General features: G+C 58.2%; 22 protein-coding genes. 17 read left to right on the forward strand and 5 right to left on the reverse strand.

The features are described from left to right. Window positions 1-236 precede the first annotated feature (236 nt). From I4V53_RS04790 to I4V53_RS04840, 11 genes are read left to right on the forward strand one after another with little or no spacing between them, the layout of a single operon-like run. Window positions 237-1,211 (forward strand): beta-ketoacyl-ACP synthase III, encoded by a 975-nt coding sequence (locus I4V53_RS04790; RefSeq protein WP_195984245.1) that lies wholly within the window; start codon window positions 237-239, stop codon window positions 1,209-1,211. Window positions 1,212-1,249: 38 nt separating this feature from the next. After that, entirely contained in the window at window positions 1,250-2,197 is a 948-nt protein-coding gene (gene fabK / locus I4V53_RS04795; RefSeq protein WP_195984246.1) for an enoyl-[acyl-carrier-protein] reductase FabK, read from the forward strand. Beyond that, on the forward strand, window positions 2,185-3,108 hold the full coding sequence (gene fabD, locus I4V53_RS04800; protein ID WP_195984247.1) for an ACP S-malonyltransferase: 924 nt from the start codon (window positions 2,185-2,187) through the stop codon (window positions 3,106-3,108). Before fabK ends, fabD begins: the two co-directional genes overlap by 13 nt. Before the next feature lie 13 nt (window positions 3,109-3,121). Continuing rightward, entirely contained in the window at window positions 3,122-3,862 is a 741-nt protein-coding gene (fabG, locus tag I4V53_RS04805; RefSeq protein WP_195984248.1) for a 3-oxoacyl-[acyl-carrier-protein] reductase, read from the forward strand. An 18-nt stretch (window positions 3,863-3,880) separates the two neighbouring features. Continuing rightward, complete coding sequence (fabF, locus tag I4V53_RS04810; RefSeq protein WP_195984249.1) at window positions 3,881-5,119, forward strand: beta-ketoacyl-ACP synthase II; 1,239 nt, start codon at window positions 3,881-3,883, stop codon at window positions 5,117-5,119. A 12-nt stretch (window positions 5,120-5,131) separates the two neighbouring features. Beyond that, window positions 5,132-5,569: an acetyl-CoA carboxylase biotin carboxyl carrier protein gene (gene accB / locus I4V53_RS04815; protein ID WP_195984250.1), complete on the forward strand. Its 438-nt coding sequence runs from the start codon at window positions 5,132-5,134 to the stop codon at window positions 5,567-5,569. Window positions 5,570-5,597: 28 nt separating this feature from the next. Further along, window positions 5,598-6,008, forward strand: coding sequence for a 3-hydroxyacyl-ACP dehydratase FabZ family protein (locus I4V53_RS04820; RefSeq protein ID WP_195984251.1), 411 nt, complete (start codon window positions 5,598-5,600; stop codon window positions 6,006-6,008). 37 nt (window positions 6,009-6,045) lie between these two features. After that, window positions 6,046-7,389 carry an acetyl-CoA carboxylase biotin carboxylase subunit gene (gene accC / locus I4V53_RS04825; RefSeq protein WP_195984252.1) on the forward strand — a complete coding sequence of 448 codons (1,344 nt, stop codon included), beginning with the start codon at window positions 6,046-6,048 and terminating at the stop codon, window positions 7,387-7,389. A 3-nt stretch (window positions 7,390-7,392) separates the two neighbouring features. Beyond that, window positions 7,393-8,283 (forward strand): acetyl-CoA carboxylase, carboxyltransferase subunit beta, encoded by an 891-nt coding sequence (gene accD / locus I4V53_RS04830; RefSeq protein ID WP_195984253.1) that lies wholly within the window; start codon window positions 7,393-7,395, stop codon window positions 8,281-8,283. Continuing rightward, window positions 8,270-9,052, forward strand: coding sequence for an acetyl-CoA carboxylase carboxyltransferase subunit alpha (locus I4V53_RS04835; RefSeq protein ID WP_195984254.1), 783 nt, complete (start codon window positions 8,270-8,272; stop codon window positions 9,050-9,052). Before accD ends, I4V53_RS04835 begins: the two co-directional genes overlap by 14 nt. After that, window positions 9,049-9,870, forward strand: a complete 822-nt coding sequence (locus tag I4V53_RS04840) for a DegV family protein (RefSeq protein WP_195984255.1) — start codon at window positions 9,049-9,051, stop codon at window positions 9,868-9,870. The genes I4V53_RS04835 and I4V53_RS04840 overlap by 4 nt, the downstream gene beginning before the upstream one ends. Before the next feature lie 66 nt (window positions 9,871-9,936). On the opposite strand, the gene I4V53_RS04845 is transcribed toward I4V53_RS04840, so the two are convergent. Together I4V53_RS04845 and I4V53_RS04850 are read right to left on the reverse strand one after the other, a co-directional pair. Further along, window positions 9,937-11,130, reverse strand: a complete 1,194-nt coding sequence (locus I4V53_RS04845; RefSeq protein WP_195984256.1) for a sensor histidine kinase — start codon at window positions 11,128-11,130, stop codon at window positions 9,937-9,939. Continuing rightward, complete coding sequence (locus I4V53_RS04850) at window positions 11,115-11,804, reverse strand: response regulator transcription factor (RefSeq protein WP_195984257.1); 690 nt, start codon at window positions 11,802-11,804, stop codon at window positions 11,115-11,117. The genes I4V53_RS04845 and I4V53_RS04850 overlap by 16 nt, the downstream gene beginning before the upstream one ends. A gap of 787 nt (window positions 11,805-12,591) precedes the next feature. Between I4V53_RS04850 and I4V53_RS04855 the strand changes: the two genes are divergently transcribed. The 5 genes from I4V53_RS04855 to I4V53_RS04875 all read left to right on the forward strand — a co-directional run bounded on the left by I4V53_RS04855 (window position 12,592) and on the right by I4V53_RS04875 (window position 19,110). Further along, window positions 12,592-13,656: an S-layer homology domain-containing protein gene (locus I4V53_RS04855; protein ID WP_195984258.1), complete on the forward strand. Its 1,065-nt coding sequence runs from the start codon at window positions 12,592-12,594 to the stop codon at window positions 13,654-13,656. After that, entirely contained in the window at window positions 13,649-15,445 is a 1,797-nt protein-coding gene (locus tag I4V53_RS04860) for an efflux RND transporter periplasmic adaptor subunit (protein WP_195984259.1), read from the forward strand. The genes I4V53_RS04855 and I4V53_RS04860 overlap by 8 nt, the downstream gene beginning before the upstream one ends. Next, window positions 15,445-16,164, forward strand: coding sequence for an ABC transporter ATP-binding protein (locus I4V53_RS04865; RefSeq protein WP_195984260.1), 720 nt, complete (start codon window positions 15,445-15,447; stop codon window positions 16,162-16,164). The genes I4V53_RS04860 and I4V53_RS04865 overlap by 1 nt, the downstream gene beginning before the upstream one ends. Further along, window positions 16,148-17,317 carry an ABC transporter permease gene (locus I4V53_RS04870; protein WP_195984261.1) on the forward strand — a complete coding sequence of 390 codons (1,170 nt, stop codon included), beginning with the start codon at window positions 16,148-16,150 and terminating at the stop codon, window positions 17,315-17,317. The genes I4V53_RS04865 and I4V53_RS04870 overlap by 17 nt, the downstream gene beginning before the upstream one ends. Before the next feature lie 287 nt (window positions 17,318-17,604). Continuing rightward, window positions 17,605-19,110: a catalase gene (locus I4V53_RS04875; protein WP_195984262.1), complete on the forward strand. Its 1,506-nt coding sequence runs from the start codon at window positions 17,605-17,607 to the stop codon at window positions 19,108-19,110. A gap of 153 nt (window positions 19,111-19,263) precedes the next feature. Here I4V53_RS04875 and I4V53_RS04880 read toward each other — a convergent pair whose 3' ends face one another. From I4V53_RS04880 to I4V53_RS04890, 3 genes are all read right to left on the reverse strand, one after another. Further along, complete coding sequence (locus I4V53_RS04880) at window positions 19,264-19,752, reverse strand: P-loop nucleotide/nucleoside kinase family protein (RefSeq protein ID WP_195984263.1); 489 nt, start codon at window positions 19,750-19,752, stop codon at window positions 19,264-19,266. A gap of 19 nt (window positions 19,753-19,771) precedes the next feature. After that, entirely contained in the window at window positions 19,772-20,209 is a 438-nt protein-coding gene (locus tag I4V53_RS04885; RefSeq protein ID WP_195984264.1) for a hypothetical protein, read from the reverse strand. Window positions 20,210-20,436: 227 nt separating this feature from the next. Continuing rightward, window positions 20,437-21,666 (reverse strand): class I SAM-dependent rRNA methyltransferase, encoded by a 1,230-nt coding sequence (locus tag I4V53_RS04890; protein ID WP_195984321.1) that lies wholly within the window; start codon window positions 21,664-21,666, stop codon window positions 20,437-20,439. 313 nt (window positions 21,667-21,979) lie between these two features. Between I4V53_RS04890 and I4V53_RS04895 the strand changes: the two genes are divergently transcribed. Next, window positions 21,980-23,608, forward strand: a complete 1,629-nt coding sequence (locus I4V53_RS04895) for a DEAD/DEAH box helicase (protein WP_195984265.1) — start codon at window positions 21,980-21,982, stop codon at window positions 23,606-23,608. Window position 23,609: the final 1 nt, after the last annotated feature.

Consider the following 23,609-nt stretch of genomic DNA (forward strand, 5'->3'; position numbering starts at 1 on the left):
TAGCAAGGCTGTCGTGACATTGCTTAAAAAGGAAACGGGGCGAAAAGGATTTTTGCATGATATAGAAAGATTGTGTGTTTTTGTGATGGCAGAGGGATGTTTTGGTGTCTCAGAGAGAAATAATTTCCGCTTGACAAAAATTGGATTTGCAATATAATTAAAAAAATTGAAGTATTTTTCAGCTTTCCTTTTTTCAGGATAAACGAGTCTATAACATAGAAAGTATGGTGCCCGATATGAGCTTTCAAATCCTAGGAACCGGCAGCGCGCACCCCGCGTGCACACAGACAAACGACGACCTTTCCGCATTTCTGGACACGTCGGACGAATGGATTTCCACCCGGACGGGGATTAAAAGCCGGTTTGTCTGCACAACGGAGACGCTGGCGGACCTTGCGGCGGAAGCGGGCCGCAGGGCAATGGAAAATGCCGGTGTCTGCGCGGAAGAACTGGATTTGATCGTTTGCGCCACGGTGCGCGGCGATTATATTACGCCCGCGCTGGCCTGTGTGGTGCAGAAAATGCTGGGCGCCACCTGTCCCGCGTTCGATATCAACGGCGCGTGCTCCGGTTTTGTTTACGCGCTGGATGTGGCGGACGGTTATTTCGCGCGCGATCGGGTCAAAAAGGTGCTGGTGATCGCCGCGGAGGAGATGTCCAAGCTGCTGGACTGGGAGGACCGCAGTACCTGCGTGCTCTTTGGCGACGGCGCGGGCGCGGCGGTTCTGGGCGAAGGCGAAGGGCTGCGTTCCATCCGCATCACGACGGACGGCAATACCGACGCCCTGCGCATCCCGCACGTGCGGGGGAATTCCCCGTTTGACCGGACGGAAGCGGAGGAATCGTTTCTGTTTATGGACGGGCAGGAGGTCTATAAGTTTGCGGTGAACGCCATGTGCACCGATGTGCGCGCCGTTCTGGAGGATGCGGGTTTGACGGAGGCGGATGTGGACTATGTGCTGCCGCATCAGGCGAACCTGCGCATCATTGAGACGGCAAAGAAAAAATTGCAGATTCCGCCGGAGCGCTTCTGCGTCAATATCAGCCGGTACGGCAATACCTCGGGCGCGGGTGTGGCGATTCTGATGGATGAGATGAACCGCAAGGGTGCCTTCCGGCCGGGCGACGTTCTGGTACTCTCCGCGTTTGGCGGGGGATTGACCACCGGCGCCTGTGTGATCGAATGGACGGCAAAGACAGCGAGAAAATAAAGGGAAATCGTTTTAAGATAGAAGGGAGTTTTTCAGAAATGATCAAGACACCGATTTGTGAGCTGCTGGGGATCGAATATCCCATTTTACAGGGCGGCATGGCATGGGTGGCGGACGCCAGCCTGGCCTCCGCCGTTTCCAATGCGGGCGGGCTGGGAATCATCGCGGGTATGAATTCCAACGGTGAACAGCTCCGCGCGGAAATCCGCAAATGCAAGGAGCTGACCGGCAAGCCCTTCGGCGTCAATGTGATGCTGATGAGCCCCTTTGTGGAGGAGGTGGCGCGCGTTGTTGTGGAAGAACAGGTTCCGGTTCTGACGACCGGCGCGGGCAACCCCGGCAAATATATGGCGGCGTGGATTGAAGCGAGCATCAAGGTGATCCCAGTCGTTCCCTCCATCGGCATCGCCAAGCTGGTGGAAAAGCGCGGCGCAACGGCGGTCATCGCGGAGGGCGGCGAGAGCGGCGGCCATATCGGCGAGCTGACGACGATGGCGCTGGTGCCGCAGGTCTGCGACGCGGTGAAGATTCCGGTGATCGCGGCGGGCGGCATTGCGGACGGACGTCAGGTAGCGGCCGCGTTCATGCTCGGCGCAGCGGGCGTGCAGATTGGCACGCGCTTTCTGGTGGCGAAGGAATGCACCATCAGCCCTGTTTATAAGGAGAAAATCCTCAAGGCAAAGGACATTGATACGATCAGCACGGGCCGCCGTTTGGGCCACCCGGTGCGCGCGCTGAAAACGCCGTTTACCCGTGAATTTGCGCGCATGGAGTACGACTCCAGCATTTCCAACGAGGAGATTGAGCAGTTCGGCGCGGGCGCGCTGCGCAAGGCGGCGCGCGATGGAGATGTACAGGGCGGTTCCTTCCTGGCGGGACAGGTGGCCGCGATGGTCACAAAGGAGCAGACGGCGGAAGAAATCGTCACAGAGCTGTTTGCACAGGCAGAGGAAGTTCTGGGAGGTGCGGCCAAATGGGTAAAATAGCCTTTTTGTTCAGCGGGCAGGGCGCGCAGTATCCGGGGATGGGACAATCGCTCTGTGAGGCGAGCCCCGCTGCAAAAGCCGTCTTTGATCTGGCGGACCGCATGCGCCCCGGCACGGCGGAGCAGTGTTTTGCCGGCACAAAAGAAGAGCTGTCCCTGACGAAGAATACGCAGCCCTGCGTCTACTGTGTGGATCTGGCGGCGGCGGAAGCGCTGAAGGAGCAGGGGATCGCCCCGGACGCGGTTGCAGGCTTTTCCCTGGGAGAGGTCGCGGCGCTGACCTTTTCCGGTGTGCTGACACCGGAGGACGGCTTCCAGCTGGTATGCAAGCGCGCCGCCTTTATGGAAGAGGCGACGCAGCAGACCGGCGGCGGGATGGCGGCGGTACTCAAGCTGAGCGACGAACAGGTGGAGGAACTCTGCCGCGCGCACCAGAATGTGTACCCGGTCAACTACAATTGCCCCGGCCAGGTTTCTGTGGCGGGTGAAAAGACGGAGCTGGACGCCCTGTGCAGGGACGTGCAGGCGGCGGGCGGCCGCGCGGTGCCTCTTGCGGTGAGCGGTGCGTTCCACTCCCCGTTTATGGATACCGCGGCGGACCGGATGGCGGAGGAGCTGCGGCAGGTTCCTGTTCACGCGCCGGAACTTCCGCTGTACGCCAACTATACGGCCTCCCACTACCCGGCGGAGGAAGCCGGGATTAAAGAAAATATTGCCAGACAGGTAAACCATCCGGTGCCGTGGCAGGCGATCCTGCGCAAACTGGACGCGGAAGGGTTTACCGCTTTTGTAGAAGTCGGCCCCGGCAAGACGCTGAGCGGCCTTGTGAAGAAAACGCTGCCCAAGGCAACGGTCTGCCGCGTAGAAGACGCGGAGACGCTGCGCGCGGCGGTGGAACAGCTGAAACAATAAGGGAGGAATTTTTTTGCTGACCAATCAGACAGCCGTCGTCACCGGCGGTTCCCGCGGGCTGGGCAGGGCCATCGCCAGAAAGCTGGCGGAAAACGGCGCGAACATTGCAATTTTATACGCCGGAAACGAGGCGGCCGCCGACGAAACCTGCGCCCTGCTGGCGGAAACCGGCGTCACGGCAAAGGCATACCGCTGCGACGTCTCCGACTATGAGGCGACAAAGGCAGCCGTCGACCAGATTCTGGCCGACTTTGGACAGATCGATATTCTGGTCAATAACGCGGGGATCACGCGGGACAGCACGATCCGCTCCATGAAGGAAGCGGATTTTGACGCGGTCATCGATACAAACCTCAAGGGCGCGTTCCACATGATTAAGCACTGCTACGGGCATTTCCTCCGGCGCAGATGCGGCAGGATCATCAACATCACGTCGGTTTCCGGCCTGATGGGCAACGCGGGGCAGGCGAACTATTCCTCCGCAAAGGCGGGCATGGTCGGCCTGACCAAAGCGGTTGCAAAGGAGCTGGGCGGGCGCGGCATCACCTGCAACGCGATTGCGCCGGGCTTTATTGAAACGGACATGACCGACAAGCTGAGCGATAAGGTTAAGGAAGCCGCTGTGGAATCCATTCCGCTGCGGCATATGGGAAAACCCGAGGATGTGGCCAATCTGGCGTTGTTCCTCGCGGATGAAGGCGCCTCCTACATCACGGGTGAAGTGATCCGGGTGGACGGCGGCCTGGGCATGTAAAGAATGGGAGGCAGTAAAATGGAAAGAAGAGTCGTCATTACGGGACTGGGCGCGGTGACGCCGATCGGCAACGACGCACCCACCTTTTGGGAAAACGCGGTCGCCGGAAAAAATGGCATCGGTCCCATCACCAAATTCGACACCACAAACAGCAAGGTCAGCATCGCGGCGGAGGTAAAAGAGTTTAACCCGCTGCTCTACATGGAAAAACCGCAGGTGCGCAAAACGGACCTGTTTACACAATACGCGCTGGCCGCCGCCGATCAGGCGATGCAGGACAGCGGGATTGCAGGCACGGTGGATCCGGAGCGTTTGGGCGTCTACGTCGGCTCCGGCGTGGGCGGTATGGACACCTTTGTGGAAGAGGTCACCAAGCTGCTGAACAAGGGGCCGAAGGGCGTTTCCCCGTTCTTTATCACCAAGATGATCACCAACATCGCGTCCGGCAACATCGCCATCAAGCACAACGCGCAGGGCCCGTCCATGTGCGTCGTGACCGCTTGCGCCACCTCCGCCAACGCGGTGGGCGAAGCGTTCCGCGCCATCAAGCACGGCTATGCGGATGCAATGATCGCGGGCGGCGCGGAAGCCACCATCAATGAGATGGCTATCGCGGGCTTTGCCAACTGCATGGCGCTCTGTACCACAAACGATCCGGAAAACGCCTCCATGCCGTTTGACAAGCGCCGCAGCGGCTTTGTCATGGGCGAGGGCAGCGCGGTTCTGATTCTGGAGGAATACGAGCGCGCCGTCCAGCGCGGCGCAAAGATTTACGCGGAGGTCTGCGGTTACGGCAACACGAACGACGCGCACCACGTCACCGCGCCGCACCCGGAGGCCGTCGGCCCTGCCAACGCGGTCAAGCAGGCCATGCAGGAGGCCGGAATTCCGGAGGACGCAAAGCTGTACATCAACGCGCATGGCACCAGCACGCCGCTCAACGATAAGACGGAGACGCTGGCGTTCAAAAAGGCGCTGGGCGAGGAACGCGCCAGACAGACGCCGATCAGCTCCACAAAGTCCATGACGGGCCATATGCTGGGCGCGACAGGCGCGCTGGAAGCGATCGTCTGTACGCTCGCGCTGCGGAACGGCGTCGTACCGCCGACGATCCATTATCAGGAGGCGGACCCGGAGTGTGATCTCGACTATGTGCCGAATACAGCGCGCAGGGTCGAACTGGATTACGCGCTTTCCACCAATCTGGGCTTTGGCGGCCACAATGCCTGCCTGGCCTTCAAAAAGTACAACGGTTAAGGAGGCGTCCCCATGAAAATAGAGGAAATCAGAGAGTTGGCCCAGATCATGCAGGAAAGCGGCCTCGGCTTGATTGAAATCAAGGAGGGGGAAGACTGCATCCGATTGGAAACCGCCTGTGCGGCATCGCCGACGCTTCCGGTTCCGGCAGCGGTTCCCGCATCGGCTCCGCAGGCAATTCCGGCGCAGGACGCGGCCCCGGTGGATTTTAACAGCCTCAAGGAGATCAAATCCCCCATGGTGGGCGTGTTTTATGAAGCGCCCTCCCCGGAGGCGGAGCCGTTCGTCAAGGTGGGCAGCAAGGTCAAAAAGGGCGATGTGCTCTGCGTGGTGGAGGCGATGAAGCTGCTGAACGAGATCACAGCCGATGCGGACGGCGAGATCGTGGACGTTTGTGTGGAAAACGGGCAGCTGGTGGAATACGGCCAGGTGCTTTACAAGATATTTTAATTGGCAGGGAAGAAGAGGGGCGTTACACATGACAAAAGAGGAATTGAAACAGATTATCCCCCACCGGGAGCCGATGATGCTGCTTGACGAGGCTTCGTTGACCGGTGAAAACCTGGCGGAGGGAAAATATACCGTGCGCGGCGACGAGTGGTTCTTACAGGGCCATTTTCCGGGGAACCCCGTGGTGCCGGGCGTAATCCAGTGCGAGATGATGGCGCAGACCTGCTGCGTGCTCTTTGCGGAGGAAGTCAAGGGCCACACGCCGCTCTTCGGCGGGCTGGATAAGGTGCGTTTTAAAGGGCAGGTCAAGCCGGGGGACACCGTTGTGTTCCGCTGCAGCACGGTCAAGCACCGCGGCCCTTTTTACTTTGCGCAGGGCGAGGGCTTTGTAAACGACACGCTGGTGGTCAAGGCGGAGCTTTCCTTTGCCGTGACCTGAGGCTCTGAACGAATTTGAAGAGTAAGAGGTGGAATCCTTGTTTTCAAAAATATTGATCGCCAATCGCGGGGAAATTGCTGTGCGCATCATCCGCGCCTGCAAAGAGATGGGCATCCTGACCGTGGCAGTCTTTTCAGAGGCGGACCGCGACGCACTCCATGTGAGCCTCGCGGACGAGAGCATCTGCATCGGCTCCCCGCAGGTGCAGGACAGCTACCTGAATATGACGGCCATCCTTTCCGCGGCGGCGGCGACGGGCGCGGGCGCAATCCACCCGGGCTATGGCCTGCTCTCGGAAAACGCGAAATTCGCCGCGCTCTGTGAGGAATGCCACATCACGTTTATCGGCCCGTCTTCGGAAGTCATCTCGCTGATGGGCGACAAGGACGCCGCCCGCAAAACGATGATTGCCGCAGGCGTGCCGGTCATTCCCGGCTGCGATATGGTGGAGGACCCGGAAAAGGCGAAGCAGGAGGCCGACCGCGTCGGCTACCCGCTGCTGGTCAAGGCGCGGGCGGGCGGCGGCGGCAGGGGAATCCGCCTGGTCCGGAAACCGGAGGAATTTGAAACGGCGTTCCGCGCCGCTTCACAGGAGGCTTTGCTGGCGTTCGGCGACGGCGGCGTGTATCTGGAAAAATACCTTTCGCCCACCAAGCACATTGAAATGCAATTGCTGTGCGACCAGCAGGGCAACGTCGTCGCTTTGGGCGAGCGCGAATGCTCCGTACAGCGTAAGAACCAGAAGCTGATAGAAGAAAGCCCCTCCCCGGCGATTTCGCAGGAGACGCGCGTCAAAATGACGGAAGCAGCCTGCAAGGCGGCGAGGGCGGCAAAGTACACCGGCGTGGGAACCATCGAGTTCCTGTACGACAGGGACGGCAATTTCTATTTTATGGAGATGAATACCCGCCTGCAGGTGGAGCATCCCGTGACGGAGATGGTTTCCGGCATCGACCTGGTCAAATGGCAGATCCGCGTGGCGTCCGGCATGCAGCTTGCCTTCACGCAGGAGGAAATCGCATTGTCCGGCCATGCCATCGAATGCCGCATCAACGCGGAGAATCCGGACCTTAATTTCCGCCCAAGCTGCGGGAAGATCTCTCTGCTGCACATCCCGGGCGGACCGTGGGTGCGGTTCGACACGGCGCTGTACCAGGATTACGTCGTGCCGCCGTTTTATGATTCGCTGATCGGCAAGCTGGTCGTCTTCGCGCCCACGCGTGAGGAAGCTATCCGCAAGATGCAGGCGGCCCTCTGTGAGCTGGTTGTGGAGGGTGTGGACCACAATACGGAGCTGCACATGGATATTTTAAGCGACCCGGCGTTTCGGTCGGGCGACTACTTTACCAACTTCATGGAGTTGCGGGAAAAGAGGGGATAACGCATGCTTTCGAAAAACATGTTTAAGAAGCCGAAGAACGATTTGGAATCGTACGATAAATACGCAAAATCTCCGGCGCCGGATATCCCCAATGAGATGTGTATCGCCTGCCCGAGCTGCAAGGCGATGCTGTTCACGGGCGAGCTGAACGAGCACTTCCATATCTGCCCCAAGTGCGGGCACCACTTCCGCGTCAATGCGCGCCAGCGCATCAGCATGGTGGCGGACGACGACTCCTTTGCGGAGCGCGACGCGGGGATGCGGTCCCGCAACCTCATTGACTTTCCCAACTATGAGAAGAAGCTCAAGCACGCCTATCTGGACAGCGCAGAGAAAGAGGGCGTCGTCTGCGGCACGGCGCGCATCGGCGGAACGCCCTGTTGTTTGTTTGTGATGGAGCCGTATTTTATGATGGGCAGCATGGGCACCGTGGTGGGGGAGAAGATCACCCGCCTGTTCGAGTACGCGACGGCGCATTCCCTGCCCGTGGTGGGCTTTACGGTTTCCGGCGGCGCGCGCATGCAGGAGGGCACGCTCTCTCTGATGCAGATGGTCAAGACGAGCGGCGCGGTCAAGCGCCACAGCGACGCGGGCAACCTGTATATCGCGGTGCTGACGGACCCGACCACCGGCGGCGTGACCGCCAGCTTCGCCATGGAGGCGGATATTATCCTGGCGGAGCCGGACGCGCTGATCGGATTTGCCGGACCGCGCGTGATCCGGCAGACCATCCGCCAGAAGCTCCCCGCGGGCTTCCAGCGCGCGGAATTCCTGTTTGAAAAGGGCTTTGTGGACCAGGTGGTCAAACGCAACGTGCAGAAGGATGCGCTGGCAAAGCTGCTGGCCCTGCACAGTGCGGCCCCGGAAGGAGGTGCGGATATTGGAAGCGTTTGACAGAGTACAGGCGGCCCGTGCGAAAGGCCGTGCGACCGGCACAGATTTCATCCGCAATATCTTTGACGACTTCATGGAGATGCACGGCGACCGCCGTTTCGGCGACGATAAAGCCGTTGTGGCGGGTATCGCGCGGCTCAACGGCATGCCGGTGACGGTGATCGCGCTGGAGCGCGGGCACGACACCAAGGAGAAGCTGTTCCGCAACTTCGGCATGGCGCATCCGGAGGGCTACCGCAAAGCGCTGCGCCAGATGAAGCTGGCGGAGAAGTTCCACCGTCCGGTGATTTGCTTTGTGGATACCGCCGGCGCGTACTGCGGCATCGCCGCGGAGGAGCGCGGGCAGGGGCAGGCCATTGCGGAAAACCTGATGGAAATGATGACGCTGAAAACGCCGGTTCTCTCCGTGTTTGTCGGGGAGGGCGGCAGCGGCGGCGCGCTGGGGCTCGCTGTGGCGGATGAAGTCTGGATGCTGGAAAACGCGGTGTATTCCGTCATCTCGCCGGAGGGCTGCGCGAGCATCCTCTGGAAGGACAGCGCCAAGGTCAAGGAGGCGGCGGCCTGCCTGCACATGACGGCGGAGGATTTGCTGCGCTTCGGCGTGATTGAAAAGATTATCCCGGAGGGCCGCGGCGATTTTGATGAGGTGTACCGCATCCTGAAGGCGGATCTGTACGATACGCTGGTCCGCAACGGCAAGCTTCCGATGGAAGAGCTGTTGGAGAAGCGCTATAACAGATTCCGCAGAATGGGGGCGGACGGTTTATGATTACATTGATTACAGACAGCACCGCCTGCATAACGCGGGCGGAGGCGGAGCTTTTCGGCATCCGTTTGGTGCCGATGCATTATACAATCGGCGGGAAGTCCTATCTGGAGAGCTTTTCAGACTGCAACGGTAATTTTGAAGCGCTGCTGGCGCAGAACGACGGGATGACGGCGCAAGCTTCCGTCTCGGACTTTACCAAAGTTTTTCAGGAGGTGGTCGGCAGGGGGGACGAGGCGCTCTGCCTGGTGATTTCCTCACGGCTGAGCGGTGCATACAGCAGCGCGAGCATCGCGGCGCTGTCGGTTTCGCCGCAGAAAATCGCGGTGGTGGATTCCCGCACCACAGCGGGCGGTTTGACGCTGCTGCTCAAGCAGGCGGCGAAGCTGGCGCGCTGCGGGGTTTCTCTGAAAAACATCGCAGACAGCGTCAAGCAGATGCGCAAACGCACGGGAACGGCCTTCTCCGTAAGCAGTATGGATTCCCTGCGCCGCAGCGGGCGGCTCAGCGTCGTGCGTCAATCGGTCAATACCATCCTGAATATCCGCCCCATCCTGCTCCTGGATAAGGACGAGGGGGCGCTGGTGTCCGGCGGGACCGCGCGCGGGCGCAGCGCGCAGATGCAGGCGTTGGCGGACCAGGTGCCGGAGAACGCCTCTGAGGTGCTGATTCAGTCGTTGGGCAGCACAGCGGCGCCGGCACTGCTGGAAAAAGTGCGCGCCAAGCTGCCGCACGCGGCAATTACCTGCGGCACGCTGGGGCCGGTCCTGGGCGTCAATATCGGCCTGGACGCGATCGGCGTCTCATGGATTTCAGGATAAATACTTTGCAATATAAAAATCCCATTCGGAAGCTTTTATAGCTTTCGAATGGGATTTTTTTGCTTTTTATGTGCTGCCGAGCGGAAAAGCGGCGGTAAAAACCGTGCGTCCGTCGCCGCTGTCCGCGCGGATTTTTCCGTGCGCTTCCTCCACGATGGCCTTTGCAATAGCGAGACCCAGGCCGTAACCCCCGGTTTCCCGGGCGCGGGCGCTGTCCGCGCGGTAAAAGCGGTCAAATACGTGGGGCAGGGCTTCCGCAGGAATCTCCTCACCGGAGTTTTCCACGCGCAGGACGGCATGGTTCTTTTCCCGGTACAGGCGGACTTCCATCCAGCCCCGCGGCGGGGTGTGTTTAACCGCGTTGTCCAGCAGGATATAAATCAGGCGGGAGAGTTTTTCCGGGTTGGCGGCAACCGTCAGGGCGTCTTCAATATAAGAGTGAATTTCCACCTCTTTTTCAAAGGCGACCGCCTCAAACGAGAGCAGGCAGCCGGTCAGCTGGCGGCTGAAGTCCAGCGTGCGGAGCGGTTCGCCGTCCTGCTCGTGGTCCAGCTTTGCCAGCGTCAGCATGTCGTTGACGAGCCCGCTCATGCGGTCGAGCTGGACCCGCATGGCGGAAAGCCATTGCAGCTGGTCGTGCACGGTTTCATCGGTATTTCCTTCCACGACGGAAAGGTTGGCGCTCAAAATTGCCAGCGGCGTTTTGAGCTCGTGAGAGGCGTCCGCGACAAAGTTTTTCTGCCGCTCAAAGGTATCCCGGACGGGCTTGACCGTCCGGTTGGCAAACAGGACGCTCAGAGCGAACAGCAGCAGAAGGCTGAGGGCGCTGACGCACAACAGAATCAGCAGCGTGTTGCGCAGGAAAGTGCGCTGGTTGGTCTGATCCAGCAGGACGATACGGGAACTGTTGTCCTGCCGGGCATAGGCAAAGACGTACCCGTCCATGGTAAAGTCCCCGCGTTCCCCGGCGGACTGGGCGGCGATACCGGCGGCCTCCTCCACCAGCTCCGTAGAAATATCCGGCGGCATGCTGAGGATTTCCAGTTCTCCGAAGATGTTCTGGCGAACCATAATGACGCCCATGAGCGGCGGTTCCCGGCGGCCGTTCTGCATGTGAAAAGCGCGGTCCAGCATAAAGTCCGTCTGCCGCTGGTTGGAGACGATCATCAGAGCGGCCGTTACGGCGAAGATCGCTGCAAATACCAGGGAGAGCAGGGCCATATTAAAGCGGACCAGCTTCCATTTCAGTTTGCGGAACATGGCGGTTCCTCCAATCGGTAGCCCACATTGCGGATGCAGGCGATGCGCATGTGCGAGCCGAGATAGGCCATCTTTTTGCGCAAAAAAGAAATATACACCTCTAAATTATTGCCTGCCGCCGCGTTTTCAAAGCCCCACAGCTTGGTCAAAAGCTCCTCTTTGTTGACAATACCATGCAGGCGCAGGAAGAACTGCTTCATAATTTCAAATTCTTTGTTGGTCAGCTGAACGGATTGCCCATCGCGTTCCAGCGTGTAGTTGGAAAGGTCCAGCGCGAGGTCGCCCGCCCGCAGGATGGAGTCCGGGAGGATTTCCCCATAGCGGCGCGTCATGGCACGGATACGGGCGAGCAGTTCCTCCGTGGCAAAGGGTTTTGCCAGGTAATCGTCCGCACCACTGTCCAGACCCAAGACTTTGTCGCCGACCTCGCCCTTTGCCGTCAGCAGCAGAACCGGTGTGGAGACCGACGCGGCGCGCAGCTGGCGAAGAACGGAAAGCCCGTCCAGTTTGGGCAGCATAATGTCCAGTAAAATCATATCGTAAATGCCGGTGAGCGCTTCGTCCAGCCCCTGTTCTCCATCATAAACGGCGGTGACGTCCCACCGCTTTTTGCTGAGAATCTGACAGAGCGCGTCGCTCAGCGGTTTTTCGTCTTCCACCAGGAGCAGTTTCATAAAAAGTTCCTCCCATCCCATTTTATAACACTATCCTATCGCGCAAAAGTGACCGCCCCCTGCCCGCCATGTGAACAATCCCTGAACTTGCAGCCCGAACGCGAAATGTCTTACATGGACACAAACTATTTGATACATCCGCGGTTTTTTCAGTATTAAGCGTTATCGAAACAAAGTCTTTTTACATTTTTTCAAAAACGACGAGATCCCCAGGACGCGTTGTATGAAAGAACTATGTCCCCTGTTCTGCCATAAGGGCCTTCATACCTGAAATTGAGAGACATGCTGTCGGAACGAAAGAACAAGCGCCAAAAGCTGCGGCCAACAAAACCACGGGAGCGTGTACCTTCCGTCGCGGCCATGCGGGGATGCGATTTGAGTAAGACTTCCGCCCGCGCTGTCCCTCCACCGGAGGTGGTTTCCGTCGCGGCCATGCGGGGACGCGATTAGGACAAGACTTCCGCCCGCACCCGTCCCCGCCGGAGGCATGCCGTCCTCACTGGAAGTGTGACGGGTGTGTGAAGCGGGTCTTAAACTTGTGTGAATCGGATGTTTTTTCAGGTTCAGTTAAGCTTTGACTCGTATAATGAGACCCGGACACAAGACTGAGATACGGAGGTGAGCGGATGAAAGAACGCATTCCCGCTTTTTGGGCGGCGCACCGGTGGACGGTCCTGTCCGCTGCCATCGGTGCAGTCGTCCTGGCGGCAGGCATTCTGGGAACCCTGTGGCTTGCGGCAGGATAAACGCAGAAAAATCGAACGGAAATAATCAATGAGGTGATCAAATGAAATCCTTAAAACAAACCATATCCATGCTGCTGGCAGTCAGTATGCTGGCATCCTCCCTGCCGGCCTACGCCGGGGCCGCCGTAACCGACATGTCGGATAAGGTGGTATCCTCTCTGGGGTTTACGGACTCTATCGTCACGACCTCTAGCATTACCCGCGGGGAATTTGCACAGATGCTGTTAAACGCGTCCTCCTATAAGGGAAAAGCGGGCAGCACGGTATTTTACCGCAAGTTCAGCGACGTCGGTACGGATACCGCCTATGCCTCCGCGATCAACTTAGCGGCGTCGCAGGGCTGGATGACCGGCTACCTGGACGGCACGTTCAAATCCACCCAGCCGGTCAAGCTGCGGGAGGCGGTCTACGGCGTCCTGGCGCTGCTGGGCTACACAAACGCCGACTTTACGGGCGATCAGACGGCGGGACGTACCTCCCTGTACTATGCCAAAGAGTTGGATGACGGGCTTTCTCTCTTAACCATGGACTCGGCCATGACGCTGACAAACTGCAAGGATCTTCTGTATAACGTGCTGAAAGCGGACACCAGGAATGGTTCAATGTACGGGAAGCTTTTTGACTGCGAGCTGGACAGCGACGGGGAAATTAACTATATGAAGCTGGCAGACAACAACATCACCGGTCCGGTCCGCGTGACGGAAAGCAAGGACATCGCCAAGATTCTGCCCTTCAGCGAAAAGAATGCAACCTATATCTTTGACGGTGAAGTCGGTCAGAATCAGGATTACAACAGCGTGGATACAGATGACGTCGTCTATTACAGCAGCAAGACCCGTACTGTTTGGGTCTATCAGGACAACCGGAACAGCGGCACGGTCACCGGCATCGCCTACGATAATTCCAGCTCCATGACGCCTGTGGCGGTCTATGTGGATGGTACCAGATACAGCCTGGCCACGGAGGAGATGCAGTATGCGTTCTCCACACTGGGTAAGGTCCGCGTGGGCAATGAGATTACAGTCGTGTACGACGACAACTCCACGGGCGGCGAGGATTCTTCCGATTACAACTATACATTAAAGGGGTATCTGCTCGATGACTGATGAAAAGGATAAGTTTGACACCACAGAGCTGGAACGGCTGAAACCAAAGCGTTTCCGCAATCCTTTCCGTAAAAAAGATCAAACGCCGGGTGCAAAACCGGGGTGGAAAAGAGCGGTTCGCGTGGGGATCGCACTGGTTTTGGTTGCGGCCATCGGTTTTACCGCGTTTCGGTTCCTGACGAAGCGTGACGCCGGCAGCGGGGAGGAACAGGTGCGCACGGCGACGGTCGAGCGGCAGACGATCCAGTCTTCCATTTCCTCCTCCGGAACGCTCGCCGCGCTGGACACCTATACCATCACGTCCCTGGTTTCCGGAGAAGTCATCAGCGCCGATTTTGAAAAGGGCGACGAGGTGCAGAAGGGCGACGTTCTGTACCGGATCGACACCGATTCCGTCGATCAGAAGATCGATTCCGCGCAGACCAATCTGGAGCGCGCGCAGAAGAAATATCAGGACGCGCTGAAAAATTACAACGACGCGGCGCAGGATTACCAGTCCCTTGACTATTCCTCTCCGGAAGAGGGCTACATCAAGACGCTGTATGTGGAAGCCGGGGACACGGTTAAGAGCGGCGATAAGATTGCAGACGTGTATAATGACAAAACCATGGTGCTGAAGGTTCCGTTCCTGAGCGCAGACGCGGAGAAAATTTCCGTCGGCAGCACCGCGCAGGTACAGATTCTGGAAACCTATGAGACGCTGGAGGGTTCCGTGACCGCCGTCAACGCCATGGAGCAGACGCTCAGCGGCGGCAGCGTGGTGCGTATGGTCACCATTCAGGTGCAGAATCCGGGCGGTATTTCCACCACCAGTACCGCGTCCGCAACGGTAAACGGCGTTTCCTGCAGCGGGGACGGGACGTTCTCCGTCCTGCTGGAAAAAACCATCACGGCGGAATACGGCGGGGACATAGCCTCCGTCCATGTGCAGGAAGGCGGCTACGTGCATCGGGGAGCGGCGCTCTTTACCCTGACCCGGGAGTCTGCGGACGACGCGCTGAAAAGCGTGAAGGACCAGCTGGAATCCGCGGAGCAGAGCGTGGAGGACGCGCAGACCAGTCTGGAGAATCAGGAAGACAGCCTCAGCGATTATGAAATCACCGCGCCGATCTCCGGCCAGGTGATTGTAAAGAATACAAAAGCGGGCGATACGCTCAACAGCGGCGGCAACAATGCTACAACCATGGCGGTCATTTACGATATGTCCGCGCTCACTTTTGATATGAACGTCGACGAGCTGGATATTCTCAGTATCGAGGTTGGTCAGAAGGTACAGGTTACCGTGGACGCCTTTGAAGGGGAGAGCTTTACCGGCAAAGTAACCAATGTCAGCCTGCAAAGCACCTCCAGCAACGGCGTGACGCAGTACCCTGTCACGGTGCAGATGGATGAGGTCGGCGAGCTGCTGCCCGGCATGAACGTCAACGGCGAAATCATTATAGAAGAGGCCGAAAACGTGCTGGCAGTCCCCGCACAGGCGCTGATGCGCGGAAATACCGTTTACATACAGGATGACAGCGTCAAAGAGGCGGAGGGCAGGGTGCCCGCCGGATTCCGCTCCGTGGAAGTGGAGACCGGTTTAATCAGCCAGGATTATGTGGAAATCAAGAGCGGCCTTTCCGAGGGAGACGTGGTCTATATTGACCCGACCTCTTCCACGGAAACGACAACCTTTGCCATGGGCGGTATGCCCGGCGGCATGCCTGGCGGAGGCGGCGGTATGCCCGGCGGTGGCGGAGCCATGCCCACAGGCGGCGGTGGCGGCGGCCGTCCAGGAGGTGGATTCTGATGAACACACAGACCGAACAGCCGTTGATCTCCCTGCAGGAGATTTATAAAATCTATAACATGGGCGATATGGTGGTGCGCGCCAACGACGGAATCTCTTTGGATATTTATCCCGGAGAATTCGTCTCCATTGTGGGAAAATCCGGCAGCGGCAAATCCACCATTATGAACATCATTGGGGCGCTGGACGTCCCGACGGAGGGAAAATACGTCCTCAACGGGCAGGACGTCAGCTGTATGAGGGACGACAGCCTGGCGGAGGTCCGCAACAAGACCATTGGTTTTGTGTTCCAGCAGTACAACCTGCTGCCCAAGCAGAACCTGCTGGAAAACGTGGAGCTGCCCCTCGTCTATGCGGGCGTGGGGAAAAAAGAGCGCACGGAGCGCTCTCTGGAATCGCTGGAACGGGTGGGCCTGCGCGACAAATGGCGCTACTTTCCCCAGCAGCTCTCCGGCGGACAGCAGCAGCGCGTGTCCATTGCGCGCGCGCTGGTGGGGAACCCCTCCCTGATCCTAGCGGACGAACCGACCGGCGCGCTCGACTCCAGAACAAGCCGCGAGGTGCTGGACTTTCTCAAACAGCTGCACGACGAGGGAAATACCGTCGTCATCATCACCCACGACAATTCCATCGCCATGGAAGCCGAACGCGTGGTCAAAATCCACGACGGAAAGATTATTTTTGACGGAGATGTGAGTGCCTATGAGTCAATCCTTTAGGCTGGCGATCAAGAGCATCGCGAGCAGCAAAATGCGCTCCTTCCTGACCATGCTGGGCATTATTATCGGCGTGGCGTCCGTCATCATTCTGGTCAGCCTGATGCAGGGGATGACAAACTATATTTCAGACAGCTTTTCCGATCTCGGCACCGACCAGGTGAGCGTATCCGTGACCAATACAGATACCCGAAACGTGGATGTGGACACCATGTATGCGTTTCTAGACGAACAAAGCGAGCTGTTTGCCAATATGAGCCCCACCGTCAGCGTGCGCGCCACCCTGAAAAAGGGGACGGAGAGCACGACCACCACCTCGATCACCGGCGTCGGCGAGGATTACATGCAGATCAAAGCGCTGGAGCTTTCCGCAGGGCGCTTTATCCAGTATTCCGACATCGTCTCCCGGCAGAAGGTCTGTGTGATCGGTTCTTATGTGGCACAGGACCTGTTTGCGGACCAGAACGCGCTCAGCCAGACGGTGAAAATCAACGGCGAGGCATATACAGTGATCGGAATTTTGCAGGAGAAGGCGGATTCGGAGGAAGGCTCCTCCGACGACTGCGTCTATCTGCCCTATTCTGTGGCGACCAAGCTTTCCTTCAGCGCGGATATATCCAGCTATACCTTTATCGTCAACAACGTGGACGACATGGAAACCGCGAAAACCGTGCTGAAAAGCGAGCTGTACGAAATATTTAAAAATGAGGACCTGTACACCGTCACCAGCCTTTCCGAGATGCTGGAAATGGTGACCTCCATGACGGACATGATGACCCTGCTGCTGGTGGGCATCGCGGCGATTTCCCTGCTGGTGGCCGGCATCGGCATCATGAACATTATGCTGGTTTCCGTAACGGAACGCACGCGGGAAATTGGCATCCGCAAGTCTTTGGGCGCAAAGCGCCGGACCATTTTACAGCAGTTTATCATCGAGGCGGGCGTTACCAGCGCCATGGGCGGCCTGGTCGGCATTGCGCTGGGCTGTGCGGTGACGTCGGTGGTCGGCGGGCTGATCGGCCTGGACGCGACGCCGTCCGCTGCGGCGATTCTGGTTTCGTTCGGCATTTCGGCGGGCATCGGCGTGATCTTCGGCTACATGCCGGCACGGCGCGCCGCCAAACTGAATCCGATTGACGCGCTGCGGAGCGAATGATACCGCAGGTTCTTTTCGGAAGTCGGGAGGGCGCGGCGGAAATGCCGTTTCAGCATGGCCTTCTCCTGTTTGGAGGCGCATGTGAGACGACCGGAAAGTTTCATATAAATCTGGCGGGTAACCGCTGAAAACAGCAGCTGTCCGGAATGGCCGGACGGCTGCTGTTTTGTTGTTTCTGTCAAGAACAGGCGGGTGAATTTGGCTACTATTTAATTGCTTTGCCGGTCCCGAAAGCGTAAAATAGAGGTAAGAATTATTCTTAAATTTAACAGACAGGGGGATGAAAAATGGAACAGAAAAAATTGACGAATGAAGTGGGCGCGCCGGTGGCGGAAAACGAGAATTCCCTGACAGCGGGCCCGCGGGGACCGGTGATGATGCAGGACGTCTGGCTGCTGGAGAAGCTGGCGCATTTTGATCGCGAGGTCATTCCGGAGAGGCGTATGCACGCAAAGGGCTGGGGCGCTTACGGTACGTTTACCGTGACGCACGACATCACGCAGTGGACAAAGGCCAGGGTGTTTGAACCGGGCAAAAAGACCGATGTATTCGTCCGCTTTTCCACGGTTGCGGGCGAACGCGGCGCGGCGGATGCGGAGCGCGACATCCGCGGCGTGGCCTGCAAGTTCTATACGGAAGAAGGGAACTGGGATCTGGTGGGCAACAATACGCCTACGTTTTTTATCCGGGACGTACATAATTTCCCGGACCTGAACCGTGCGGTGAAACGCGATCCGCGTACGGGCCTGCGTTCCGCGCAGAACAACTGGGATTTCTGGACGCTTCTCCCGGAAACCTTCCATCAAACGACGGTTGTCATGTCCGACCGCGGCATTCCGGCCACATTCCGCCACATGCATTTTTATGGCGAACATACCTTCAGTTTTTACAATACAAAGAATGAACGCGTCTGGTGCAAGTTCCATTTCCGCACACAGCAGGGCATCCGGAACCTGACCGATGCGGAGGCGGAAGCGCGGATCGCCGCGGACCGTGAGAGCCATGGACGCGACCTGTTTGAATCGATCGAACGCGGCGATTATCCCCGCTGGACCATGTATGTGCAGATTATGACGGAAGAACAGGCGAAGAACCACTATGAAAACCCGTTTGACATCACCAAAATCTGGCGGCATAAAGAATACCCGCTGCACGAAGTCGGCGTTCTGGAACTGAACCGCAACCCGGAGAATTATTTTGCGGAGGTGGAACAGGCGGCGTTTACGCCCGCCCATGTGGTGCCGGGTATCGGGTTTTCCCCGGATAAATTCCTGCAGGGCCGGTTGTTTGTCTATGGAGACGCACAGCGGTATCGTCTGGGCGTCAATTATAACCAGATTCCCGTCAACCGCGCAAAATGTGATGTCAACGACTATCATCGGGACGGCCTGATGCGGGTTGATGGAAACTACGGCGGCCGGCCAGCCTATACGCCGAACAGCTTGGGAGACTGGTCCGCGCAGCCCGGTGTGATGGAGCCCCCGCTGGACCTCTCCGGCGCCATGTATGCCTATGATCCGAAGGACGATCCAACGGACGACTGCTTCCGCGCGGGCGGGGACCTGTACCGGGTGATGACGGAGGACAAGCGCGCGCTGCTGATCGAAAACACCGCGCGGAACATCGCCCCGGTTACGGAAAACGTCAAATACCGCCACGCGGTGCATTGCTATCTGGCGGACGAGGAATACGGCAGGCGCATCACGGAGGCGATGGGGCTGGATTTGGAGAGGGTAAAAACGCTTTCCGGTCTGTCCCATCAGGAGCTGGTCGAGGCGACGCTGAAACCGTAAAATAGCGGACGGTGACTGTGTCTTCCCATCCCCAAGTGCTTTCCGTTTAACCCGGCGTGGAGGAGGTTTCCACGTTTAAAAGTAGAAAATCTGACGGTTTTCATGATGTAAAAAAACACGCGGACGATTACAACCGTCCGCGTGTTTTTTTGTTTATTCCGTGATGGGTATTTTCTCATCGATTTCCTCCGGCCCGGGCGCTTCAAACCACGAGTCAAACCGCGCGCGCTTTTCCGCGTCGATGTGGTAGGCGCACAGCTCACCGCGTTCAACTGCCCGATTGCGAATCTCCAGATGGCGGGTAATTACATCGTATGGCGCGTCCAGATAAACCAGTTTCGCGGGGAGTCCTTTTGCAATAAAGTGGGACCTGGTTTCCTCCCGCTCCGCGCGGCTCCAGAAGCCGAAGTCGAGCACAACGGTGAGCCCCAGCGCGTAGAGCTCCTCCGCCTGCTGGAGCAGAAACGCCTTGCAGCGGCGCAGCATGTCCTGGTGGCGTTCCGGCCCGATGCAGGCGTCAAACAGCCGCAGCATCAGGTCGTCGCTGGAAAGGATGGCGGTTCCGCCCTGTTCCCGCAGGCGCTGTGCATAATGGGTTTTACCGCAGCCGCACGGGCCGCAGAGCAGAATAATTTCCGGCATGGTACAGTTTCCTTTCCATTCAGGCTCCAATTCCCAACAAACCGAATAGAGTGACGCCTTGGCGGCGCTTCCCTTCTTCTATATTGGCGGCGTCCGCATCGTAACTGTAAATATCGCCGTATGCTTTCCCGTCTCTCTCAGACACAAAAATAGCGCCTGCATCGACTCCGTCCGTATTGACGTAAAGCAAATAAGTAGTACGAAACGCGATAGACTTGCTAATGGTCGTGGTTTCATTCCACGGGCAGTCCGGGTTTTGTTTGGCGACTTCCGCGCGGATCAGGCTGAGGCCTTCTTCCCTTGCTTCCTCGGCGGAGATCGTAAGAACGTCCTTGTGATCGTTCATATAGTTGATCATGGTGATCACACCGGCGGAGAAACCGATCAGCAGACACAGCAAGGCGGCAAGGTAGAATCCGGGCCGTTCCCAGAGAATGTTGGATTTTTCTTTATACATACCTGTTCATCCTTTAAAAGTTTGATGAAAGTGAAATGGATCATGGGAATTGGACTTTTTATATTTTGCTATTTACTGTGAATCGAGACATACTCTTTATCAATTACTTTAAAAAAGAATCCATAAAATGAAGTTGGTTATATGCTAGCGCTTTTTCCCGTTGCATTTTATAAATAGTTATAAAGAGAACCATGTGATAACTTCCGTTTAATCGACATTGTTAACCGTTACACAATCTGGAACAGATAGAATTTGAGATAGTCCGTCTCCGGCACGTTCCAGAGGATGGGATGGTCCGGGGACTGCTGGCGGGCCTCGATCTGCCGCAGGGAGACGTTGGCATCGAACGCCGCGCTGCGCAGCATGTCGCGGAACAGCGCGTCCGTCATGAAGTGCGAGCAGGAGCAGGTGGCCAGGTAGCCGCCGCGCGGCAGCACCTTCATGGCGCGCAGGTTGATCTCCTTGTAGCCGCGCATCGCGTGTTCCACCGTCTGGCGCGACTTCGTGAAGGCCGGCGGGTCCAGAATGATAAAGTCGTAGCCGTCTTTTGCGCCGCAGGGCAGGGAGGGCAGCAGGTCGAAGACGTTTGCCGCCTCAAAGGACATGGTGCCTTCCAGATGGTTGCGTTTTGCGTTCGCTTCCGCCATCGCCACGGCGGCTTCCGAGATGTCCACCGCATGGACGTGCGCCGCGCCGCCCATCGCCGCGTTCAGGCCGAAGGAGCCGGTATGCGTAAAGCAGTCCAGCACGCGTTTGCCCCGGCTCAGCCGTGCCACCGCCTGCCGGTTGTACTTTTGATCGAGGAAAAAGCCGGTCTTCTGGCCGTTTTCAAAGTCCACGCCGTAACAGATGCCGTTTTCCACAATTTCCGTCTCTGTGGATGCGGGCGTGGGGATGCCGTCCAGCGGGAAAAAGCCCTTGCCCTGCTCCATGCCCTCCAGCTCGCGGATCGCCACGTCGTTGCGCTCGTAGACGCCGGAGATTTTCTGCCCATCCTCCCGCAGGATGCGCGCCAGCAGGGGGAACAGCATGGATTTGCGCTGCTCCATGCCCAGGCTGAGCGTCTGTGTTACCAGAATATCGCTGAACCGGTCCACCGTCAGGCCCGGGAACGCGTCCGATTCACCGAAGATGACGCGGCAGCAGGAGAGGTCGTCTCCCATCACCGTCTTGCGGTAGTCCCACGCATACCGCAGGCGGCGTTCCCAGAAGGATTCGTCGAACCGGTCGTTTGCGTTGGTGGAGAGCAGCCGCACCCGTATTTTGGAATGGCGGTTGTAAAAACCCGTGCCCAGATATTTGCCGCGCGGGCTGATCAGATCGACCAGATCGCCGTCCTTGCAGGCCATTTCACCCCGGCCCAGCTCTGTATTGTAAATCCATGGATGCCCCGCCTTGATACTATTTTCCGCTTTGCGGGTGACTTCCACCCGCGGATAGTTCCGCTCCTGTTTCATGCTCCGCTTCATTCCTTGTCCGTCAATTTTTTAATAAGTATAACATAAACGTCCCCGTATAGGAAATGCGGGCCGTATTTTTTACGATAAAACAGGGACAAGATAGAATACAGTGGAATATTTTTCGGTTATGCGCTATAATAAACAAAACGGACGATCGTCCGTGTATACAGCAGGTCTGCGGAACCCCAAAGGGCGGTATTGCTCCGTCCCCGGGCGCGGGCTTTCCGTTTAACAGGGAGAGCGCCGCGCCGGGATTCCGTTTTCAGGCGTGTCCAAGGGCGCGCCCATTAAATATAGAAAAGGAAACAGTATGACATTTCAAGAACTTGGCATGATCCCATCCATTTTGAACGCCCTGAAGAAAGAGGGCTATGCGTCGCCGACGCCGATTCAGGAGCAGGCGATTCCCCCGGTGCTGCAGGGAAAGGATCTTCTGGGCTGCGCCCAGACGGGCACAGGAAAGACAGCGGCTTTCGCTGTGCCGATCTTACAGCGCCTGACGGAACAGGGCGCTGTGCAGCCGAAGAAAATCCGCTCCCTGATCCTCACGCCCACCCGGGAGCTGGCGCTGCAAATTTACGAGAGCTTTACGGCTTACGGACGCTATCTTTCCCTGAAATCCTGTGTGATCTTCGGCGGCGTGCCGCAGAACGCGCAGGTGCAGCAGCTCAAGCGCGGCGTCGATATTCTGGTTGCCACGCCGGGACGTTTGAACGACCTGATTAACCAGGGCTTTATCAAACTGCAGGACGTCCAGATTTTTGTGCTGGACGAGGCGGACCGCATGCTGGACATGGGCTTTATCAACGATGTGAAAAAGGTCATTGCAAAGCTGCCGCAAAAAAGGCAGACACTTTTGTTCTCCGCAACCATGCCGCCGGAAATCAGCGAGCTGGTGGATACGATCCTGTATCAGCCGGAAAAAATCACGGTGACGCCGCCCGCCACTACGGTGGAGGCCATCGACCAGAGCGTCTATTATGTAGACAAAGAAAACAAGCGGAAGCTGCTGATCCATTTGCTCCAAAACCCGGAGATTACCTCCGCGCTGGTCTTTACCCGCACCAAACATGGGGCGGACCGCGTGGTGCGCGAATTGACCCGTGCAAAGATCAGCGCCGCGGCGATTCACGGCGATAAGTCCCAGAACGCGCGCCAGAAGGCGCTGGGGGACTTTAAAAAGCGCGTGACCCGCGTGCTGGTGGCGACGGATATCGCCGCGCGCGGCATCGACATCGACGAACTTTCCCATGTGATCAATTACGACATCCCGGAGGTGCCGGAGACATACGTGCACCGCATCGGCCGGACCGGCCGCGCGGGGCTTTCCGGCATCGCGGTTTCCTTCTGTGACATCAACGAGAAGGCCGACTTCGCCCGCATTGTCAAGCTGATCGGCAAAGACGTCCCCGTGGTGACGGACCATCCGTATCCGATGCTGATTACAGTGCCGACGCCCAAGTCCGAGCTGCGCCGCAACCGCGGTCAGCGTCCGCAGCAGCCGGCGGTACAGAAAACCCAGCCGGCTCCGCAGAGAAAGCAGGAACCCAAGAAGAAGGCGGAAACGCCCAAGATTGCCGGGCCGAAGCCCGCGCCGCAGAAAAACCGGCAGCAAAAGGCGGCAAAACCCGCCGCGCCAAAGCTTCCGCAGAAGCAGCCGGTGCGCACACCTGCGCCGCAGCCGGAAAAAACCACGCCGATGACGGAATTCCCGTCTCTGCACGACCTGCTGCCGGAGCAGCGCCCGACGCTCTACGGCAAAACGGAGGGCGGCAAAAAGCCGCGCCAGAGAAGGGACCCGGTCCCGGGCGGACGCGGCATGCAGAAACGGGATGCAAAACCCATGCAAAAGCTGGAGCCCATCCGCAAGGCGGAGCCCGCGCGCAAGCGTCCGGTCGACCAGCCGTTGGGACAGACGCGCTTTGGGCGCAGGGGATGAT

It is taken from the genome of Clostridium sp. D33t1_170424_F3 (genome assembly GCF_015667585.1).
Lineage (GTDB): Bacteria > Bacillota > Clostridia > Oscillospirales > Acutalibacteraceae > Anaeromassilibacillus.

What these genes read in the sequence shown, in the direction of transcription:
- I4V53_RS04885 (WP_195984264.1), bottom strand. Translation starts at nt 20,209, where the DNA reads ATGTATAAAGAAAAATCCAACATTCTCTGGGAACGGCCCGGATTCTAC.
- I4V53_RS04875 (WP_195984262.1), top strand. Translation starts at nt 17,605, where the DNA reads ATGGAACAGAAAAAATTGACGAATGAAGTGGGCGCGCCGGTGGCGGAA.
- I4V53_RS04880 (WP_195984263.1), bottom strand. Translation starts at nt 19,752, where the DNA reads ATGCCGGAAATTATTCTGCTCTGCGGCCCGTGCGGCTGCGGTAAAACC.
- fabD (WP_195984247.1), top strand. Translation starts at nt 2,185, where the DNA reads ATGGGTAAAATAGCCTTTTTGTTCAGCGGGCAGGGCGCGCAGTATCCG.
- I4V53_RS04855 (WP_195984258.1), top strand. Translation starts at nt 12,592, where the DNA reads ATGAAATCCTTAAAACAAACCATATCCATGCTGCTGGCAGTCAGTATG.
- I4V53_RS04870 (WP_195984261.1), top strand. Translation starts at nt 16,148, where the DNA reads ATGAGTCAATCCTTTAGGCTGGCGATCAAGAGCATCGCGAGCAGCAAA.
- I4V53_RS04850 (WP_195984257.1), bottom strand. Translation starts at nt 11,804, where the DNA reads ATGAAACTGCTCCTGGTGGAAGACGAAAAACCGCTGAGCGACGCGCTC.
- I4V53_RS04860 (WP_195984259.1), top strand. Translation starts at nt 13,649, where the DNA reads ATGACTGATGAAAAGGATAAGTTTGACACCACAGAGCTGGAACGGCTG.
- I4V53_RS04845 (WP_195984256.1), bottom strand. Translation starts at nt 11,130, where the DNA reads ATGTTCCGCAAACTGAAATGGAAGCTGGTCCGCTTTAATATGGCCCTG.
- I4V53_RS04890 (WP_195984321.1), bottom strand. Translation starts at nt 21,666, where the DNA reads ATGAAACAGGAGCGGAACTATCCGCGGGTGGAAGTCACCCGCAAAGCG.
- accD (WP_195984253.1), top strand. Translation starts at nt 7,393, where the DNA reads ATGCTTTCGAAAAACATGTTTAAGAAGCCGAAGAACGATTTGGAATCG.
- I4V53_RS04895 (WP_195984265.1), top strand. Translation starts at nt 21,980, where the DNA reads ATGACATTTCAAGAACTTGGCATGATCCCATCCATTTTGAACGCCCTG.
- I4V53_RS04820 (WP_195984251.1), top strand. Translation starts at nt 5,598, where the DNA reads ATGACAAAAGAGGAATTGAAACAGATTATCCCCCACCGGGAGCCGATG.
- fabF (WP_195984249.1), top strand. Translation starts at nt 3,881, where the DNA reads ATGGAAAGAAGAGTCGTCATTACGGGACTGGGCGCGGTGACGCCGATC.
- accB (WP_195984250.1), top strand. Translation starts at nt 5,132, where the DNA reads ATGAAAATAGAGGAAATCAGAGAGTTGGCCCAGATCATGCAGGAAAGC.
- fabK (WP_195984246.1), top strand. Translation starts at nt 1,250, where the DNA reads ATGATCAAGACACCGATTTGTGAGCTGCTGGGGATCGAATATCCCATT.
- I4V53_RS04840 (WP_195984255.1), top strand. Translation starts at nt 9,049, where the DNA reads ATGATTACATTGATTACAGACAGCACCGCCTGCATAACGCGGGCGGAG.
- I4V53_RS04790 (WP_195984245.1), top strand. Translation starts at nt 237, where the DNA reads ATGAGCTTTCAAATCCTAGGAACCGGCAGCGCGCACCCCGCGTGCACA.
- I4V53_RS04865 (WP_195984260.1), top strand. Translation starts at nt 15,445, where the DNA reads ATGAACACACAGACCGAACAGCCGTTGATCTCCCTGCAGGAGATTTAT.